Source organism: Acinetobacter sp. T63 (assembly GCF_053852345.1).
The window spans coordinates 1,183,084-1,199,814 of record NZ_CM132659.1 but is presented as its reverse complement, the minus strand read 5'-3'; the positions used below and the strand labels follow the sequence as shown (position 1 = coordinate 1,199,814).

Sequence of the window (16,731 nt, the reverse complement as noted above, 5' to 3'; positions counted from 1 at the left end):
GAGATATTTTGTAATATCCGCTTTGGCTTCTTCCCTTGTTTTGTAGTTGCGATGATGGACTAGTTCATTTTTGAGTATGCCCCAGAAACTCTCTATCGGTGCATTATCAAAGCAGTCGCCTTTTTTGCTCATTGAACCCTGAAAATCAAATTTCTCAAGTAAGTTTCGATATTCATTACTGCAATATTGGCTGCCTCTATCTGAATGTACAATGAGATCTTTAGCAGGTTTCTGATTGCGAATAGCCATATTCAATGCATCACAAACAAGCTTGGCTGTCATGCGCTCATTTAAGCTATAGCCAACAACCTGTTTCGTGTAAAGATCTTTGACAGCTGCCAAGTACAACCAGCCCTCAGCCGTCCAAATGTAGGTAATGTCACTCGACCACGCAAGATTAGGCTTCGTCATTGAAAACTGTTGCTTGAGTAAATTGTCATAAATAGAACGGTTGTGATCACTGTTCGTGGTTCTTTTGAAACGCTTATGGCGCTTACAATACAACTGATTTGATTTTTTTATTTGGCGCACAGCATACGTACTTATTTTGATACCTTGCGCTTGTAAATGCTTGGTTAATCGAACATAGCCATAGCTTTGTTTGGTTTCTTCATGGGCTATTTTGACCAAAATTGTCTGCTGATTTCGCTGAATTGATCTTTTACTCATGCCTCGCTTTAGCCAATCATAAAAGCGAGAAACGGATACACGAAGTAATCGAGCCATTAAAATAATCGGAAATAAGTGGCTTTGCGATTTCATATAGGCGTACCTCACTGACTTTCTTTGGCAAAGTACGCTGCTGCCTTTTTTAAAAATTCACGTTCCATTTCAGCTGTTTTGAGCTGTTGTTTAAGCTTCTTATTTTCTTCGAGTAAGGCGTTTAGATCGGGCGAATACTGTTTTGTGCCTGCTAAAGTTCCAGCCTTTGCTTTGTTATTCCAGTTCGAAAGGGTTTGCATTGAAATGCCAAGTTGTCTAGCGGATTCCGATACATTACCTTGGTTCTCTTCAATGGCTTTTATGGCTTCAGCTTTAAATTCTGCGGTGTAAGTCTTCTGTTTCTTGCTCATGGTAAACTCCTAATGAGTATGTATAGTTTACCAAGTTAAACCCTCCTGTTTTTTAAGCACACATCACTGTCATGTAGTACACATATCGGGTGAGAGCTATCGTTTGAAGGATAAAAAAGAATAGTGATTCAGCCACAGGTTGAAACTTAATACGAGGTCAAAGGGGGCAATTTTAGAATGCCGTTAACAAAGCTTGATAATCATTTTTAGGCAAGACATCTTTAAAATCTTCTTGCCCTTGATGATCTTCAATTGCCTGCATGGCTTCTTTAATTTTGGTTGCTAAATCTTCACTTTCAGGAAGTTCTAATAAGTAGTTATAATGGGCATTATCCGGCAAATAGAAGCCACAATGTTAAATGGCAATTTCAGACAGAGGCTTTTCACGGCGTGTGCCTTTAAGTTCATTAAATTCTTTTAGAATCGCTTCTTCAGCTGCAACATATTTGTTATCAGCAAACTTTAAAAAAATTAGACCAAGTACAGGCGTGGAGTACTCATTCGGTTTTAAGTCTGTATTTGCACGTAGACTATCGGCAGCTGACCAAAGTTGATCTTCTAACTATTTTAACTCATTGAGGTTCATAATTTTTCCAAATCAATTTATATATCCGATCTGCTCATTTTCTTTGAGCATTTATTTTTCCAGTTATGCCTTTTGCAAAGACAAGATGAACTTCTGAATCATCTCTCTTTCAGACTCTGGTAACTCTTGAATAGATTTAGCAATTGGGTCGGTGCCTAGATCTGAAGAGCGCTCTGTACGCCCCAATAGATAATCAGCAGACACATTCAAAACAACTACAAGCTTGTAAAAATTTTCTAAAGACGGCTTACGAGAGCCTGCTTCAATATGTGAAATAGATGTTGAAGGTATACCTGTTTTGTCAGAGATATCCTGCTGCGTCATTTTTCTTTGTGTTCTTATTTCTTTAAGCCGTGCACAAAACAGCTCAGTATCCATCTCAATCAACATAAAACACCATAATTCGACAATAACAACTTGACTATATCGACAAGTTTTAATATATATACATGACAGCATTTTATTGTCTATTTAGACAAAAAGACATCATCAAAAGAAATTAAAAGAGGAAATTTAATATGAAGAATAGTGTATGTGCATGAGTGTCTTATCTCGACAATAAAACACTCATGCTTTTCATCTCAAATCACTGAAATGAAAGATGTAAAATTTCGACGTTTTACCTTTGCATTCTTTCATAACAGGCCATTGAAGTAAATTTATCTTGGAGTCTATTATGAGCAATTCACCAAGCCACATCCCTATTAATATTCATCCAGCAATTCGAAGTTTAAATGTACGTCGAATTTCTAAAATGGTTGCGACAAAAATTATTGAAGGAACTGCGTTACAACTATGCATAAATCCTTCTTTTTGTAATCAGCTTTCTGTAGCACAGCATCTGAATACTTACGAAGCTGTTGCATACTTCACAGATAACCAATATTTTGAAAAATATGGATTTAACAGATTCACTCTCGTTAGCTTTTATGAAATCTATGAAGAGCTTTGGAATGAATTTAAATATAAAGTGAACTATCAAGGCTCTATCAATGAACAACTTGAGTAACTTAAAAGTAACTGCATGATTTTAATAAAAATCGAGTTGCTCATCATATTGCTCAAACTCCTTACTTTTGAGCAATATGGTGATCAAGACAATCATATGAATCATATATAAATCAAGTTACTCAGCATATTATTCAAGTATATTGATTATGAACAACCTGAAATGATTATATTTCATGTATTTAACCCCATGTAGTTCAAGTTGAGCATGTTACTCAATATATAAAATTGAGTTAGAATTATTTAGGTTGCTCTGATGTATTTATCGAATTCAATGCCCAATACCATCCTGATTTACCATCAGGTTTGAATGCTAAAATAGCAGGGGTTTGACGTTTTGCACGACGAATTGATGCATCACTAAAGCCAGCTTTCCTCGACTCAGCATAAACTTGTTTAGAAGCCATTTTTTCAACTTTGCTGAGCAATTCAATAAGAAAATCTTTCGCAGCATTAACTACAGAATTATTTTCACCCCTATCTAACTCTGATGCATTTAAAAACTCTTTTGCGGAACCTTCAATCGTACCAACCCACTCGACTTTTGTCGTTTCGATAACATCTGAAATATTTACAGTTTGAAGATGAAATTGAATTCCACTATCAAGACTAGAAATATTACTTTTTGCACGTGCTAGAATACAATCACCTTCTGTCTCTCGTCGAAAAATACACAAAGCCATCCTCGCTAGCGCACTGAACGCCTGACTGCCTAGAATTCGGTCTGCAGGATTATTATTTATGCTAACTTTTGCAAAGTGGGTAATACCTAAAATTGCAAAATTATATTGATTAGCTAGATTAACTAATGGCTGTAAGGATCTTCTTACATCATTTGCTTTATTCATATCTCCTTGTACAACCGAAACAATTGGATCAATAATTAACAACTTAACATCTGGATTATGCTTTATATATTGCTCAATTTTCGGAAAATCTTTCACAGGATCAAATGGCTCTGGTTTACCCTGCTTATTATTTTTTCCTTCAATAATAGATACTTTGCTAATATCCGCACCATTTGCAATTAGCCGAGGTTTTAGAGTGTCTGCTGGATCATCCTCTGTTGAATAAATTAGCACCTTCCCTGGATTTTCACACTGTGAACCATCCGGGAAAAGTCCACCATTTGTGATAATTGAAGTTAATGCAAGCGACAAATTTGTTTTACCACATCCCCCCGTACCAGCAAGAATTGTCATCTTTCCTAATGGTAACCACCCATACCATAGCCATCGAATTGGTGTTTCCTGAATATCCTCCATATTTACAATTTTAACAGATTCTGTTACAGGTACATCAATTTGAGGATTTTCCTCCACAAAGCCATAGCGATTAGAAAAATCAACATATAGCTGCTGCAGATAGGTCTGTAGGCCAATCTTATTTTCTATTTTTAAAACCTCATCAGAATTTAACAAGCTCAAAGCATTAATGTTATTGTGTAATATATCAACCAAAATAGGGCTGTTATTTGTAGTGTTTAAATAAAATTCAACACAATCATCTAAATTACTCGCGCATGCTACACGTTCTCCACACTGAGCAATTTTTAAAGCAACATCAATTCGATTCGTACAGTAATTTACTTTTGCATTTCCTGAATTTTTATTGAATACAATAATGCCGTTTGTTCCCACAATGTAGCTGCTAAATTGCGTTGATTTAAATAATCCTTTTTGCCTGCCAAAAGCAAGAACACCACAAAGTTGCCCATTCTTACTATATAAATCAACAGCCAAAAACCCTTCAAAATCAAAATTTGGATTTTTATCATCTAGATATGAGTCTTCTTTAAATTCATAAAACAAATGACAAGCTGAAATATTGTATTTTACGAGAACAGGATTCGTATCTGATGCTGTCTTGAAAAGTTCATCTTTGGAGTCATGAACCATAAGATAATTTAAATTTCCTGTACCGCTTGGCATTACATCCATGCATGAAGTTTTTTCGCCCTTATTCCTCATTACAAACGTAGGATGAGTATAGGCAGTATCGAATTTGCTCGACATATTAATAAACCTAACAATTAAGATAAAACCCTCCTCAAGCTGCTTCATATAAAGAACCAGCTTTAGCTTTAGTAAAAATACAAAAAGTAAGGAGGGAGTTAAGAATTTAGCTACTTTATTTCACCTGCAAATCGCAGTATTTCATTAAGATTCCAACGCAATAGCCGACCATGCCGCCTCGGAACAATAGGACCATTTTCATAGATCGCCCATTTTCTGAGAGTTTGTTGTCTCACACCAAGTAGCTGTGCTGCTTCAGCAGTTGTAATTAATAGACTTTCTTGCTTCATCATGAAGCGTCCTGTGTAATTGACTTAAGTATTTTTTAGTTGATTTTGCATTTAATATGAATTTTCAAGTAAATTAGCAATAACTGAACAATTGACTTTTATTTATGAATAGTGCAGGTCGACCAAAAAAATCAGCCGTGAATCTCCTACAAACAATTTTTTGGTATGAATATGTTAACTTAAATATTTGTGCGTCAAATTTAGAGCGTGGAGAGCGGTTAACTGAAGAAGCTCAACATATATTTAAAACGCATGCTAATAAAATCGCTGATTTCTTCGAGCAAAATGAATCCGGAATTTGGTACAAATATCGTGATGGGATTAAAACACCATCAAAATCGACATTAGAATATATAGATCTAAAAGTTCCGAATGCTTCTGTCTATTTTTATCATCCACTCTGGAAATTTTTAGATACGATTCCATCTTCGAGAGACCTAGAAAAACTCTATGCTAATTTGGAGCTAGAAACCCGAAAGGCAATTGAAAAAGGTCTGGTTTTGAATCCTCAATACCAGCATCCTAACTACGATCTAGATGAAATGGAATTTACAAAATATGCGAATATTTTAGATTTCTATGCTTACATTTTATATTGCTACTACAAAGCTAAGTTCATTCTCGATTTAAAGCTAATGCAAAACACGATAGACTTTTTTAAAAAGAATATACCTATCTTGTTTCAACTTCAGGGTGAGCTAAGTATTTTCTTTTTTGATCTCTATACAAAACATTTAATCATGCCTAAACACTCAACCTCTATATTATGGGAACAACATTCATTTGTTCTTACTGAAGAAATCAATGCTATCCGTCAAGAAAAAAGATATCGCCAACTAAATCAACTGATTCAAAATTTTGTTTTGTGCTAAGTATATGTTGGCAAGCGTCCGCTGAGCCCCATCGCCATTTTTTAATTTGAGTTGGATTTCCAGCGGTGCGGCAGTAATTCTTCAATCTGGGTCACTTTATGTGTCGGCAACCTTTTCAGCACATCACTTAAATAGGCATAACGGATCCAACCCATTCAGTTTTGCTGACTGAATCAGGGTCATGACATTCGCAGCTCGCTGACCACTGCGTAGCGAGCCAGCAAACAGCCAGTTCTTTCGTCCCAAGGCCCAGGGACGCCTCTGATTTTCAATCCCTTGCGAAGCAATGCTTCTCATGTCAATGGGTAGATTGCCATCATCCAGATAGCGGCTTAAGGCTGACCAGCGCTTCTGACTGTAATTGATGGCCTTTGCGATTGGAAAACTTGACGGCACCGTCAGATAATGTTGGTTGAGCCATTCATACAGTTGTTGCATGACCGCTTAACTATGTTGTTACCGGTATTCGCAGCGTTGTTCGGCTGTACCATCCGTCTTTTTCCTGAGTTCTGCTTCTATAGCATACAGTTTCTGAATCATCAGTAATGCCTGGTCAGCGATCTGATTTTTCCCGGTTACATGCAGTTCATGGAATTTACGACGTGCATGCGCCATGCAGCCCACCTCAATGACCTGGCCTGATTTAAAGCGTGCTTTATAACCACTGTAATCATCACCACAGACCAGATGGCCCTGCCAGCCATTCAGGAATGGCTTCAGCATGCTGACCTGAACGGCTATCTTAGAGCCTATCCAGTATAATTTTCCCTCTTTTTTGGTGATTTAAAAAAGATTTTGATAAAATATTTTCATGAGAAAACCTTACCCTAGCGACATTAGTCGAGAAGCCTTTAAAGAAATTGAACCACTTTTATTGAGTGGAAGAAAACAAACCCGTCCAAGAGTTGTTGATGTCTATGAGGTCTTTTGTGCACTTCTTTACATCTTAAAAAGTGGCTGTCAGTGGAATATGCTTCCTAGGGAATTTCCACCTAAAAGTACTGTGCATTATTATTTTTCAATTTGGAATAAAAAGCCTTCAGAATCAGAACCTAGCATACTTGAGCAAGCTTTAAAAAAATGTGGTTGGCGAGGCCCGTATCAGCAATGGACGGAAAGAACAAACGAGCTTTATCATCATTGATTCACAAAGTGTAAAGAATACCGATACGGCACGTGATAAAGGCTACGATGCAGGTAAAAAGGTTTCAGGCCTTAAAAGGCATATTTTAGTAGATTCACAAGGCTTACCGCATGGAATGTTTGTGACCACAGCAAATTGTACAGATCGCCAAGGGGCACTTGATGTCATCAGTCAGCATAAAGAAACTTTAAAACAAGTAGAGGTTGTCCTTGTAGATGGTGGCTATACAGGAGATGCTTTTTCTTCAGCGGTTCAAGATTTAATTGGAGCACGAGTAGAAGTTGCTAAACGCAGTGAATTACATCAATTTGCAGTCATCCCACAACGCTGGGTTGTGGAAAGATCATTTGCTTGGCTAGAAAAATGTAGACGACTCTGGAAAAACTGTGAAAGATATTTGAATACAAGCCTTCAATTCATCAATCTTGCTTTTTTAGCTCTTATTTTGAATAGAAAATATTCTGGATAGGCTCTTAAAAGTCATAGATCACCACCTGAACTGGATTGTACTGTGTGGTGGCATAGGCCCAGACATAACCTTTCTTCGGTTTTTTCTCATCCTCACCCATCCGCATGATGGTGACCGGCGTTTCATCGGCATGAATCACCCGCTGTTAAAGTACCACCTGTTTTAAGGCATTGGCCAGAGGTTCCAGTTCAACAACGCAGCGACCAATCTGAGCACTGCTTCGCAAGGGATAACGTTAATCTGGAAAGATCAATGCCCGCCCGCTGATAGATCAGGCGCTGACGGTACAGCGGCCAATATCATGACTTTAATCCAGTCAGCAAAGCTGAATGGGCTGGATCCGTTATGCCTATTTAAGTGATGTGCTGAAAATGCTGCTGTTTTTGAGTAATTAAGTTAAATACTAGGTAACAAACAATCATACTTAGTAATAGAATTACATTTAGACTAGCCTTGCCTACAGTATGATACTTTAATAAATATAATATAAATTTGGCACCAATAAAAACAAATACCTATACACAATAAAGGATGAAACTTTATTCCTTCCATATACGCGTGTGGCACGTTTAGGTCAAAAACCTGCTGCGGTAACAGTATCTGCTGAAGCTTTGCAAAATGCTCAGGCACTTGAAAGCTTGCTGATCCAGCAAGGGATTGTAGCGATTGCGAAAGCGGGTCTGACTGCGGAGCAAGTTGCACTGGTTCGCGAAACTGGTGTAGTGGTGATTACCGATGCTACTGAAGGCACAGATACAACTTTAACTGTAGAATACAGAACTCAGTCCTTAAAAGCTGCTTAATCAAACCGTCCAACTTATTGGGGTCAGATCAGAAAGGCGGGTTTTTGTTTTAAACAATATTAATTTGGATTTTTGGATCGTCCAAGTTGGACAGAATAGACGCATAAATATTGTAATTTTCTTGATCGTAACAAATGAAATACACATGTTGAATATATTCAAAACTAGGTAGGCTTGACAGTACAGTGCCAATTGCAATTTCTGCAGCTTCCTGTTTTGGATAGTTATATACACCAGTTGAGATATTTGGAAATGATAAGCTTTTTGCTTGAACTTCATTGGCTTTGACTAAACTGTTTAGATAAGCATTACAAAGTTCTTCGGCTTCCTTTTTTGAGCCGCCCAACCAGCGAGGCCCAACTGTGTGAATGATGAATTGAGCAGGTAAATTTCCAGCAGTAGTAACTACAGCCTGACCATTAGGAAGAGAGCCACCAATCTCATTGTGAATCCTGCGACATTCCTGTTGCATCTCTACACCAGCTTTTTTATGAATGATGTAATCTACACCACCCCCACCTAGTAAAGACTTATTGGCCGAGTTAACAATGGCATCCACATTTAAAGTGGTAATATCAGTTTGTAGTAGAGTGACTTTCTTCATTATATTTCACAGGGTAAAATTTAAGAATTAATTGGTTAATAGCTGTAATCAGGTTAGAGACCTCTGAGATATCTAAAGCGGCAATTGAGTACGTATATCTCATATAAGGAATACCCCCATATACACTTTCTTTTTCTTGATTTTTAAAGTTTAAAAATTGATTGTGAAAAGCCTGTAAGAATTCGTCATCGTTTACTGATTTAGCTTCTATACATAAATGTACTTCACAAGGTAAATCCTTTTTTGAGGTATTAATAACAAGTGTAGGGCAAATCCAACGCGAATCAGCTAATGACGCATTACAAAACCAATATTCTGATTCGCCATTGTAGTAAGTGAGCCGGTAATTTCGAATGGAAAATTTTTCTTGCAATTCAGTTTGTAGATTTCTAATTATGTGATCATTAATTTGTGAAAATACTTGTTGAGAAATTTGAAATAATTTATGAATTTCAGAAGCATTATCTTTAATGAAGTTGAAATTGTCCATATTTAACGGCTTTAAATAGTAATTAGTGAGATGGTTGAGGAATTCTTTGGCAAATGTAAACCATTTATTTTGAATATCGATTTTGTAAGATGGTATGAAGTTATTTACAGCATGAACCAAATTTTCATAGTTAATGCCATTCCAGGAGTCTTCTTGGAACTCACTTATTCCACCGATGGATAACACAAAGTACAGTGGTTTTAATGAGGTATTGAGAACGCGTCTTTTTGCATAGTTGATATATGATTCAATAGGATTATTTTGAATGTGATAAATCTTGCATTCAAAAATAAGTAAATTTTTTGTAGTTTCAATAATTAAATCAATACGTTTTCCATCTAATGTACATACTTCAGTTTCAACTGATATGAACTCACCAAAAGTTGCTGGGTCTTTATTAACTTTCTTTGCAATGCAATCAATTAATCCATTAAAAAATAAAGTATTTAAATTGTGGACTTCTAAAGGATTTAAGAAAAATGAAAGGAGTTCAGTCGTTGGATTTTCATAATATTTACGACTAGCTGTGTCAAAAAAATTCTTTTCCCGCATATCTAACTTATAAGTTCTTGCCTTATTTAGCAGCACTTGCAATGCATCAAGTGGGTATTGGTCTAACATATCCTCAAAGTTCCATTACATAATTATTTGAAAGATAATCTTTTATTATCATGATAAATTCAAGACTGAAACAATTTTTAAAGCTAATCTACCAGCCCCTAATTTTATATTAGTCCATTGAATCAATAATACTTTTTAATTTATTCAAACTTTTCACCCCTGCAATCCGTTGAATGATTTGTTCCTTTTTAAAAATAAGCGTAGAAGGTAAACCATAAACATTATAGCGCAGGGTGAGAATTGGAGATTGATCCACATTAATCTTGCCAAATTTAACATCAGGTCTTATTTGAGCATAGTATGCTTCCAGCTCAGTAAAGACCGGAAAATTTTGGACACAAGGCTTACACTAATCTGCATAAAAACGAATCACGGCAAAACCTTCAAACCACTCAAAATCGCTGTAATTGTTTTCGTTATATTCGATCACTGGGTTCATGGTCGGCCTATTATCAATTTCCTGAATAGTCACCCGCGGCTTTGTTACACAAAGATTTCCTAACTATATGATTTCATAGGATTTGATTATTTCTCAATCAGGATTTTAAGTTAAGAAAATCAATCGCTTATATATTTATGCAACAAAGCCTAAATATAATATAAATTTGGCACCAATAAAAACAAATACTTACGAACAATAAAGAATAAAAATTTATTACTTTCATATAGTTGCCGACGCATAAAGCGACTCAAATAGAAGAATTACTGCCACACCGCTGGAAACCGAACTCGAATTAAAAAATAGGCATGGGGTTCAGCGGACGCTTACATATGTTGAGCTTAACTGTTGATTTAAATTGCTTACCATGTGCTTACTAATACTAAAAAACAAAAAAACCACTTACGATTAGTGCACGTAAGTGGTTGTTTTATATGGTGGGCCCAGACAGACTTGAACTGTCGACCAACGGATTATGAGTCCGCTGCTCTAACCAACTGAGCTATAGGCCCTTTTCACTGAAATTGTTATATATCAACAAGTTCAGGCGCCATGAATACTATCGAAGATTTTTTTAAATTACAAGCCCTTTCAAAATCGCTTGTACAGTAAGACAACAGTTAACCAGAAGCCCAAAAATTAGCAGGAAATTGCACAACATCATCTCATCAAGCATTGCACTGAAACTGCGCTCATATCATGAGAGGTAAATTCGAAATTTATTTTTTTAAGATAAAAAAGCAATAAATCAATAAAAAATTATACTTTTTTGAAATAACTTTATACCGTGAGTACAAAAACTTATAAAGTATTCGTATTGCTGAAATTTTAAACTCTTTTTGAGTTCAGTGACTTTTCTTTGCGCGATTCGAACACAAGTTCAGCAATAGACCAAAGCACAATCACCATTAAAATGAGCGAAGCAACAATTAGTGCGGTCAAATATGTCATTTTGCTATTCCTGTTGAGGTTAAGCCTAAAGTTGGACATTGGCCTGAACTACGACCTATCTAAGACAAAAGTCTAATGCTTAAATTATCTGCTGAATAGCTTTTTTTTCACTTTTTTAATAGTAATTTTCTATATACTCATTTATTTTAAGTCTTAATAACTTTTAATTTATATCTAAAAACAATAAGTTGTTAGATTATATTCTGCGGCTAAACAGGTCTTTATTTTTTCTGCACAGTTGCACAAATTAACCCTTGACTCTAAAGCCGAACAAGCACAAATTATGCGCTTTCGTTTGTTTTACTCTGTACCCATGTTAAAAAAATTTATTGGCGAAGCTGCATTTAAAGTTGCCGGATGGAGCTATAACGTCGAACCTGATATTCTGGAAGATAAACAGGTCATTATTGGTTTTGAGCATACCTCGATGCTCGATGCAGTGCTATCACTGGCCATCTTCCAAATTTTCGACATGAAAATTCATACCTTAATCAAGAAAGAATTATTCAAAGGTCCACTTAAACCGGTACTTGAAGCCGTGGGCGGTATTGCGGTTGATCGTAAAGCCAATCAGGACATCGTGGGACAAATGGTGGAGCTGTTCCAGCGCAATGAAAAATTCAATCTGGTGATTGCTCCTGAAGCGACCCGTGCCAAAAATGGTGAAGCACGTAAGCCAATTCGTACCGGTTTCTGGCATATTGCCAAAGCCGCCAATGTGCCGATTGTGCTGATGTATGCCAACTCTAAAACCAAGCAAGGCGGGATTTTTGGTAAAATTTATCCAACCGACCTGGCGCATGATCTCGCGCTGATCAAACAGCTCTATAAAGAAAACACCGGATTGGATATTATTATTCCAGACGTGAAAACAGCGTAAATTTTTCAGTTAAAACTTAAAACCCTGCCCTTTTTTCAGAAAAAGGGCTTATGGTAGAATCTGTGCAATTCGATCGGCATACAGCCAATCTACAAGGAGCATATTTCGCATGGCGGGTCATTCCAAGTGGGCCAATATCAAGCATCGTAAAGCCAAACAAGATGCTAGTCGTGGTAAGTTGTTTACCAAATACATTCGTGAACTGACAACTGCTGCTAAACTCGGCGGTCCGGATGCAGGGAGCAACCCTCGCTTACGTGCTGTAGTCGAAAAAGCATTATCAGTCAACATGACACGTGATGTGATTAACCGTGCGATTCAACGTGGTGCTGGCGGTGAAGATAACGATGACTTAAAAGAAGTCACCTATGAAGGTTATGGTGTCGGCGGTGTGGCTGTGATTGTAGAAACCATGACCGACAACTTAAACCGTACCGTACCAGACGTTCGTCACTGCTTCTCTAAAACCGATGGTAACTTAGGCACCAACGGTTCAGTGGCCTTCTTATTCACCAAACGTGGTGAAATTACGTTTGAAGATGTGTCTTTAGAAGATCAGATCATGGACGTGGCATTAGAAGCCGGTGCAGAAGATATTGAAGTCTCTGAAGATGAAATTCTGGTGATTACCACTCCAGAAACGTTTGGTACCGTTCAGGATGCTTTAGCAGCAGCAGGTTTAAAATCTGACAATGCTGAAGTGGTGATGAGCCCATCAACCAAAGCTGAAATCACCGACATCGACCAGGCTAAAAAAATCATGAAAATGATTGATATGCTTGAAGATCTGGATGATGTTCAGAACGTTTATACCAACGTTGAATTCTCTGATGACGTTTTAGCAGCCTTAGATGCTTAAAACTTACAGATAAAAAACGCGCTCATCTGGCGCGTTTTTTATTTCTTAGAAATTAAACTTTATTGAGCAAATTCGAGCAGTTTAAAACATTATATTCTTTAATGACGAAGCTCGAATGCAGCGCCACCACATGGTCAATTTTACCAATGCGTTTGAGTAAAATTTCACTGTAGTTTTCCATATCCCGCGCAATCACTTCTACAATAAAGTCAGCGGTTTGCCCGGTCACCAAAAAGGCATTAATCACTTCGGGAATATTTTCCAGTTCTTCCAGAAACTTGGCAAAGGTATCGGTATCATGTTTACTCAGCGACACCTGCAACAGGACATGCAGACTAAAGCCGAGTTTCTGGTAATTAATTTCCCGCTTTAAACCTGAAATAATATTATGATCAATCAGGCTTTTAATCCGGCGATGTACCGAACTCACCGACAAATTCACCCGCTCCGACAGTTCATTTAAATTGACATCTTCATGACTTAAAATTTCAAGAATATGCTTATCAAAGCGATCCAGTTCCATTTTTATACTCTTTTTAACAGGCAATGACACTTTATAATTTTAGCCGAATCAGTACCACAACAATATTTATTTCTCATTATTTTTTCATCTATTGAAATTTTTTTTCAAGATATGATGTGCAGACACAACTGTAGCCTAACGGATCAGACCTCTGCCATTTATCTTGATCTTTTAAAAACAGATAAACGGTTAGCTTCAATAAACCGCTGTTTTCTCAAAAATTTCCTTCTCTCTACTGCGTTTAAATTGCCTTCTCTGCCCAAATACAGCTAATTCCAGAACGTTCATCTTTTACAAGTGTATACAAATAGATGGCTTTGTTGCACAAAGATTTCATAACTATATGATTTTAAAAGTTTTGATTATTTTTTGATCCAACATTAAATTTATTTAAATCAGATGCTTACATATTTATGCAACAAAGCCCAAATAGATTAAAAAAAGATGCGTTTCAACACCAGCAAAACAAAAACATAAGAACACAAGGAATCGTCTTCATGGCTTTTAAATCTTTCAGTTTGCTGAAAAGCAAGCTCAGCCCGGTTTTAACTGTCGAAACCCAAACCAGCAGCTTTTTCAGTGGCATCAGCTCGACCTTGTCGAACTGGTTTGGACAACTCACCAGCCCCTCTACCCCAACCCTCGACAGCTTATTGCAAAGTCTGTTGTCTGGAAACAGCCTGGACAGCAGCAGTCTTAGCAATTTAATCAGCCAGTTTACAGGAAGTAATAGCGGCAGTCTGGATATTTCTAGCCTGATTAATCAACTGATCCAAGCCAATGGTGGCAGTTTTGATCTGGGCTCAATTAGCAATTTAATCGGTGGTCTGATTGGCGGTGATAGCGCTGATCTGGATTTTGAAGCCATCAGCCAGCTGATTGGTGGCTTGATTGGCGGTAATACGGGCGACCTGGATATTGGTACCATTGCTGACCTGGTCGGTGGTCTCATCGGCGGTGGTGCCGGCGACTTTGATATTGGCGCAATCGTAGAACTGGTGAGCGGCCTGATGGGTGGTAGTTCGGGCGATCTCGATATTGCAGCCATTGCTGAATTGGTTGGTGGTCTCATTGGCGGCGGTGCTGGTGACTTTGATATCGGCGCAATCGTAGAACTGGTGAGCGGCCTGATGGGTGGTAGTTTGGGCGACCTGGATATTGGTACCATTGCTGACCTGGTCGGTGGTCTCATCGGCGGTGGTGCCGGTGACTTTGATATTGGCGCAATCGTAGAACTGGTGAGCGGCCTGATGGGTGGTAGTTCGGGCGATCTCGATATTGCAGCCATTGCTGAACTGGTTAGTGGTCTCATTGGCGGCGGTGCTGGTGATATTGATATTGGCGCGATTGCCGGATTAGTCAGTGGATTAATCGGTGGTGGTTCAGGCGATATCAACATTGCAGCGATTGCTGAATTGGTTGGCGGTTTAATTGGTGGTGGCGCTGGCGATATTGATATTGGCGCGATTGCCGGATTAGTCAGCGGTCTGATTGGCGGTGGTTCAGGTGATATCGACATCGCAGCGATTGCTGATCTGGTCGGTAGTCTGATTGGCGGTGGCGCCGGCGACTTTGATATTGGTGCAATTTCAGAACTGGTCGGTGGCTTAATCGGTGGTAATACGGGTGAAATTAACCTTGAAACGATTTCTGAACTGTTTGAAGGACTCATCGGCAATAACACCGGTGATCTGAACCTTGAAACACTGACCCAGTTATTTGAAGGCTTAACAGGTGGCAGCAGTGAGTTTGACTTAAGTGCCTTACTTGGCGGTCTCCCAGACATCGGCAGTGGTTTTGATTTAGGTGGCTTACTGGAAGGTCTGACTGACGGTGGCACAGACTTTGACCTAGGCAATCTTACTGACAGCTTGGGCGATGCATTTGGTTCAACTGACTTTAATCTGGAAGATCTGTTACAAGGCGCCAGTACAGGAGCAGACAGCAGTCTGAGTCTGGACAACCTGTTACCTGAACTTCAAGAAGCTCTGCAATCGACCAGTACAGAAAGCAGTAGCAGCAACTTTGACCTGCTCAGCCTTGCGCCGCAACTGCCTGCAATTGATCTGGATTCATCTACCCCATTCATTTAATGGATTTGATAAAGTCATAAAAATACGCGCTACAGGCGCGTATTTTTTATGGTTGCCGTTTAAATACCACGCCAGTCCACACGGGCATGACGCTCGGTCTGATAAATTCTCAGTACATATTGCCCTAAAGGTAAATCACTGAGTTCCTGTTTAAATTGCAGGAATTGTTCGGACAAGGTTTCGCCCTGCTCTTTTTCCCACGGTGTATCCTGAATTTCCAGAATCGGAGCCAGCATGGAACAGACCGCAATATCCGCCAGGCCTAAACGCTCACCGACAAAATATGCGCCGCCATTGGCTATCAGACGCTGGTTTAATTCGGCTATTAAACGGCGCATTTCCTGTTCCGATTCATCAACCTTGTCCTGATCCAGCTGATAGCCTTTGGAAATCAGCATCTTCATAATCGGTTTGGAGTATTTTTCAAATTGACGCAAATAACCTTTTTCACCAATCAGCAAATCTAAAGGCTGCTCACTTTCAGATAAAGTATGTGCCAAGCCCCAGCGACGAACGTGATAGCCCAGAGTCGAGGCCAACTGGTCAATCTCCAGTGCTTCATTGCGCTGTGTCGGGTCTGGGCGTAATAAGGTATGCTCCGGATACACCTCATCTAAATACAGGGCAATTTGGGTACTGTCCGCAATCCATTGATCCTGATCGCGTAAAATCGGCAGCTTGTTTTGTCCGGTTTTTAGCTTGGCAAAAGCCCGGTGCACACCCGGAATTAAATTCTGCGCGTTATAATCCAGTTCCTTATGATCCAGCAGCCAGCGTGCTTTTTCACAAAAATGAGATAAAGGAAACTGGTACAAAATACGCATATCTTCTCCGTCAATTTTTATTTTTTGTTCAATAATTTGAACAGCCAACATCCATTGGCTACTTTAGTCATACTGCTACCGAAAAACAATGCGCTTTTTACTCAAAAATCGCCGGTATTCGGCCAAACGCTTCATCAAGCGTATTTAGGTCAGACTATCTTGTTTAAAAATCAACAAAGATACGGCA

13 protein-coding genes, 1 tRNA gene and 8 pseudogenes are annotated in these 16,731 nt (G+C 38.5%); 9 read left to right on the top strand and 13 right to left on the bottom strand.

Going from position 1 to position 16,731, the window contains the following annotated elements:
* Positions 1-1,073 (bottom strand): annotated as a pseudogene (locus ACVLR6_RS05790) (IS3 family transposase); the annotation flags it as partial.
* Positions 1,074-1,134: 61 nt separating this feature from the next.
* Between ACVLR6_RS05790 and ACVLR6_RS05785 the strand changes: the two are divergent.
* Positions 1,135-1,223, top strand: a pseudogene (locus tag ACVLR6_RS05785) (AAA family ATPase); the annotation flags it as partial.
* Between the two features lie 22 nt (positions 1,224-1,245).
* Here ACVLR6_RS05785 and ACVLR6_RS05780 read toward each other — a convergent pair.
* Positions 1,246-1,575 (bottom strand): annotated as a pseudogene (locus tag ACVLR6_RS05780) (type I restriction-modification system subunit M N-terminal domain-containing protein); the annotation flags it as partial.
* Positions 1,576-1,722: 147 nt separating this feature from the next.
* Positions 1,723-2,049 (bottom strand): helix-turn-helix domain-containing protein, encoded by a 327-nt coding sequence (locus tag ACVLR6_RS05775; RefSeq protein ID WP_168382271.1) that lies wholly within the window; start codon positions 2,047-2,049, stop codon positions 1,723-1,725.
* A gap of 286 nt (positions 2,050-2,335) precedes the next feature.
* Between ACVLR6_RS05775 and ACVLR6_RS05770 the strand changes: the two genes are divergently transcribed.
* Entirely contained in the window at positions 2,336-2,668 is a 333-nt protein-coding gene (locus ACVLR6_RS05770) for a hypothetical protein (RefSeq protein ID WP_168382272.1), read from the top strand.
* Between the two features lie 238 nt (positions 2,669-2,906).
* Here the strand turns inward: ACVLR6_RS05770 and ACVLR6_RS05765 are convergent, their stop codons facing one another.
* Both ACVLR6_RS05765 and ACVLR6_RS05760 read right to left on the bottom strand, forming a co-directional pair.
* Positions 2,907-4,730: an AAA family ATPase gene (locus tag ACVLR6_RS05765; RefSeq protein ID WP_168382273.1), complete on the bottom strand. Its 1,824-nt coding sequence runs from the start codon at positions 4,728-4,730 to the stop codon at positions 2,907-2,909.
* A 62-nt stretch (positions 4,731-4,792) separates the two neighbouring features.
* Positions 4,793-4,972, bottom strand: a complete 180-nt coding sequence (locus ACVLR6_RS05760) for a helix-turn-helix domain-containing protein (protein ID WP_168382344.1) — start codon at positions 4,970-4,972, stop codon at positions 4,793-4,795.
* Between the two features lie 104 nt (positions 4,973-5,076).
* On the opposite strand from ACVLR6_RS05760, the gene ACVLR6_RS05755 reads away from it, so the two are divergent.
* Positions 5,077-5,844 (top strand): hypothetical protein, encoded by a 768-nt coding sequence (locus ACVLR6_RS05755; protein ID WP_168382274.1) that lies wholly within the window; start codon positions 5,077-5,079, stop codon positions 5,842-5,844.
* Positions 5,845-5,885: 41 nt separating this feature from the next.
* On the opposite strand, the pseudogene tnpC reads toward ACVLR6_RS05755, so the two are convergent.
* Positions 5,886-6,586: pseudogene (gene tnpC, locus ACVLR6_RS05750) on the bottom strand (IS66 family transposase); the annotation flags it as partial.
* A 69-nt stretch (positions 6,587-6,655) separates the two neighbouring features.
* On the opposite strand from tnpC, the gene ACVLR6_RS05745 reads away from it, so the two are divergent.
* Positions 6,656-7,457 (top strand): IS5 family transposase gene (locus ACVLR6_RS05745; protein WP_168398813.1). Its coding sequence is split into 2 segments (ribosomal slippage): positions 6,656-6,919 and positions 6,921-7,457, totalling 801 coding nucleotides; the frame shifts between segments, so codons are not numbered across the junction.
* Between the two features lie 7 nt (positions 7,458-7,464).
* On the opposite strand, the pseudogene ACVLR6_RS05740 reads toward ACVLR6_RS05745, so the two are convergent.
* Positions 7,465-7,750 (bottom strand): annotated as a pseudogene (locus ACVLR6_RS05740) (IS66 family transposase); the annotation flags it as partial.
* On the opposite strand from ACVLR6_RS05740, the pseudogene ACVLR6_RS05735 reads away from it, so the two are divergent.
* A pseudogene (locus ACVLR6_RS05735) lies at positions 7,747-7,852 on the top strand (transposase domain-containing protein); the annotation flags it as partial. The pseudogenes ACVLR6_RS05740 and ACVLR6_RS05735 overlap by 4 nt on opposite strands.
* A 162-nt stretch (positions 7,853-8,014) precedes the next feature.
* Positions 8,015-8,260, top strand: a pseudogene (gene cysN, locus ACVLR6_RS05730) (sulfate adenylyltransferase subunit CysN); the annotation flags it as partial.
* A gap of 49 nt (positions 8,261-8,309) precedes the next feature.
* Here cysN and ACVLR6_RS05725 read toward each other — a convergent pair.
* The 4 genes and pseudogenes from ACVLR6_RS05725 to ACVLR6_RS05710 all read right to left on the bottom strand — a co-directional run bounded on the left by ACVLR6_RS05725 (position 8,310) and on the right by ACVLR6_RS05710 (position 10,926).
* Complete coding sequence (locus ACVLR6_RS05725; RefSeq protein WP_168382276.1) at positions 8,310-8,864, bottom strand: macro domain-containing protein; 555 nt, start codon at positions 8,862-8,864, stop codon at positions 8,310-8,312.
* Positions 8,836-9,975, bottom strand: coding sequence for a PD-(D/E)XK nuclease family protein (locus tag ACVLR6_RS05720; protein WP_168398815.1), 1,140 nt, complete (start codon positions 9,973-9,975; stop codon positions 8,836-8,838). The genes ACVLR6_RS05725 and ACVLR6_RS05720 overlap by 29 nt, the downstream gene beginning before the upstream one ends.
* A 109-nt stretch (positions 9,976-10,084) precedes the next feature.
* Positions 10,085-10,414: pseudogene (locus tag ACVLR6_RS05715) on the bottom strand (thioredoxin family protein).
* Between the two features lie 435 nt (positions 10,415-10,849).
* Positions 10,850-10,926: transfer RNA gene (locus ACVLR6_RS05710), tRNA-Ile, on the bottom strand.
* A gap of 752 nt (positions 10,927-11,678) precedes the next feature.
* Here ACVLR6_RS05710 and ACVLR6_RS05705 point away from each other — a divergent pair.
* Positions 11,679-12,245 carry a 1-acyl-sn-glycerol-3-phosphate acyltransferase gene (locus tag ACVLR6_RS05705; RefSeq protein WP_005177219.1) on the top strand — a complete coding sequence of 189 codons (567 nt, stop codon included), beginning with the start codon at positions 11,679-11,681 and terminating at the stop codon, positions 12,243-12,245.
* A 109-nt stretch (positions 12,246-12,354) separates the two neighbouring features.
* Positions 12,355-13,104, top strand: coding sequence for a YebC/PmpR family DNA-binding transcriptional regulator (locus ACVLR6_RS05700; protein ID WP_005177213.1), 750 nt, complete (start codon positions 12,355-12,357; stop codon positions 13,102-13,104).
* Positions 13,105-13,156: 52 nt separating this feature from the next.
* On the opposite strand, the gene ACVLR6_RS05695 is transcribed toward ACVLR6_RS05700, so the two are convergent.
* Entirely contained in the window at positions 13,157-13,627 is a 471-nt protein-coding gene (locus ACVLR6_RS05695) for an Lrp/AsnC family transcriptional regulator (RefSeq protein ID WP_005177212.1), read from the bottom strand.
* Positions 13,628-14,124: 497 nt separating this feature from the next.
* Here ACVLR6_RS05695 and ACVLR6_RS05690 point away from each other — a divergent pair, with 497 nt between their 5' ends.
* Positions 14,125-15,720: a hypothetical protein gene (locus tag ACVLR6_RS05690; RefSeq protein ID WP_455996007.1), complete on the top strand. Its 1,596-nt coding sequence runs from the start codon at positions 14,125-14,127 to the stop codon at positions 15,718-15,720.
* A 59-nt stretch (positions 15,721-15,779) separates the two neighbouring features.
* On the opposite strand, the gene ACVLR6_RS05685 is transcribed toward ACVLR6_RS05690, so the two are convergent.
* Positions 15,780-16,544: a glutathione S-transferase family protein gene (locus ACVLR6_RS05685; RefSeq protein ID WP_075175198.1), complete on the bottom strand. Its 765-nt coding sequence runs from the start codon at positions 16,542-16,544 to the stop codon at positions 15,780-15,782.
* Positions 16,545-16,731 lie beyond the last annotated feature (187 nt).

What these genes read in the sequence shown, in the direction of transcription:
- ACVLR6_RS05690 (WP_455996007.1), top strand. Translation starts at nt 14,125, where the DNA reads ATGGCTTTTAAATCTTTCAGTTTGCTGAAAAGCAAGCTCAGCCCGGTT.
- ACVLR6_RS05695 (WP_005177212.1), bottom strand. Translation starts at nt 13,627, where the DNA reads ATGGAACTGGATCGCTTTGATAAGCATATTCTTGAAATTTTAAGTCAT.
- ACVLR6_RS05770 (WP_168382272.1), top strand. Translation starts at nt 2,336, where the DNA reads ATGAGCAATTCACCAAGCCACATCCCTATTAATATTCATCCAGCAATT.
- ACVLR6_RS05705 (WP_005177219.1), top strand. Translation starts at nt 11,679, where the DNA reads ATGTTAAAAAAATTTATTGGCGAAGCTGCATTTAAAGTTGCCGGATGG.
- ACVLR6_RS05760 (WP_168382344.1), bottom strand. Translation starts at nt 4,972, where the DNA reads ATGAAGCAAGAAAGTCTATTAATTACAACTGCTGAAGCAGCACAGCTA.
- ACVLR6_RS05725 (WP_168382276.1), bottom strand. Translation starts at nt 8,864, where the DNA reads ATGAAGAAAGTCACTCTACTACAAACTGATATTACCACTTTAAATGTG.
- ACVLR6_RS05755 (WP_168382274.1), top strand. Translation starts at nt 5,077, where the DNA reads ATGAATAGTGCAGGTCGACCAAAAAAATCAGCCGTGAATCTCCTACAA.
- ACVLR6_RS05720 (WP_168398815.1), bottom strand. Translation starts at nt 9,975, where the DNA reads ATGTTAGACCAATACCCACTTGATGCATTGCAAGTGCTGCTAAATAAG.
- ACVLR6_RS05775 (WP_168382271.1), bottom strand. Translation starts at nt 2,049, where the DNA reads ATGTTGATTGAGATGGATACTGAGCTGTTTTGTGCACGGCTTAAAGAA.
- ACVLR6_RS05700 (WP_005177213.1), top strand. Translation starts at nt 12,355, where the DNA reads ATGGCGGGTCATTCCAAGTGGGCCAATATCAAGCATCGTAAAGCCAAA.
- ACVLR6_RS05685 (WP_075175198.1), bottom strand. Translation starts at nt 16,544, where the DNA reads ATGCGTATTTTGTACCAGTTTCCTTTATCTCATTTTTGTGAAAAAGCA.
- ACVLR6_RS05765 (WP_168382273.1), bottom strand. Translation starts at nt 4,730, where the DNA reads ATGAAGCAGCTTGAGGAGGGTTTTATCTTAATTGTTAGGTTTATTAAT.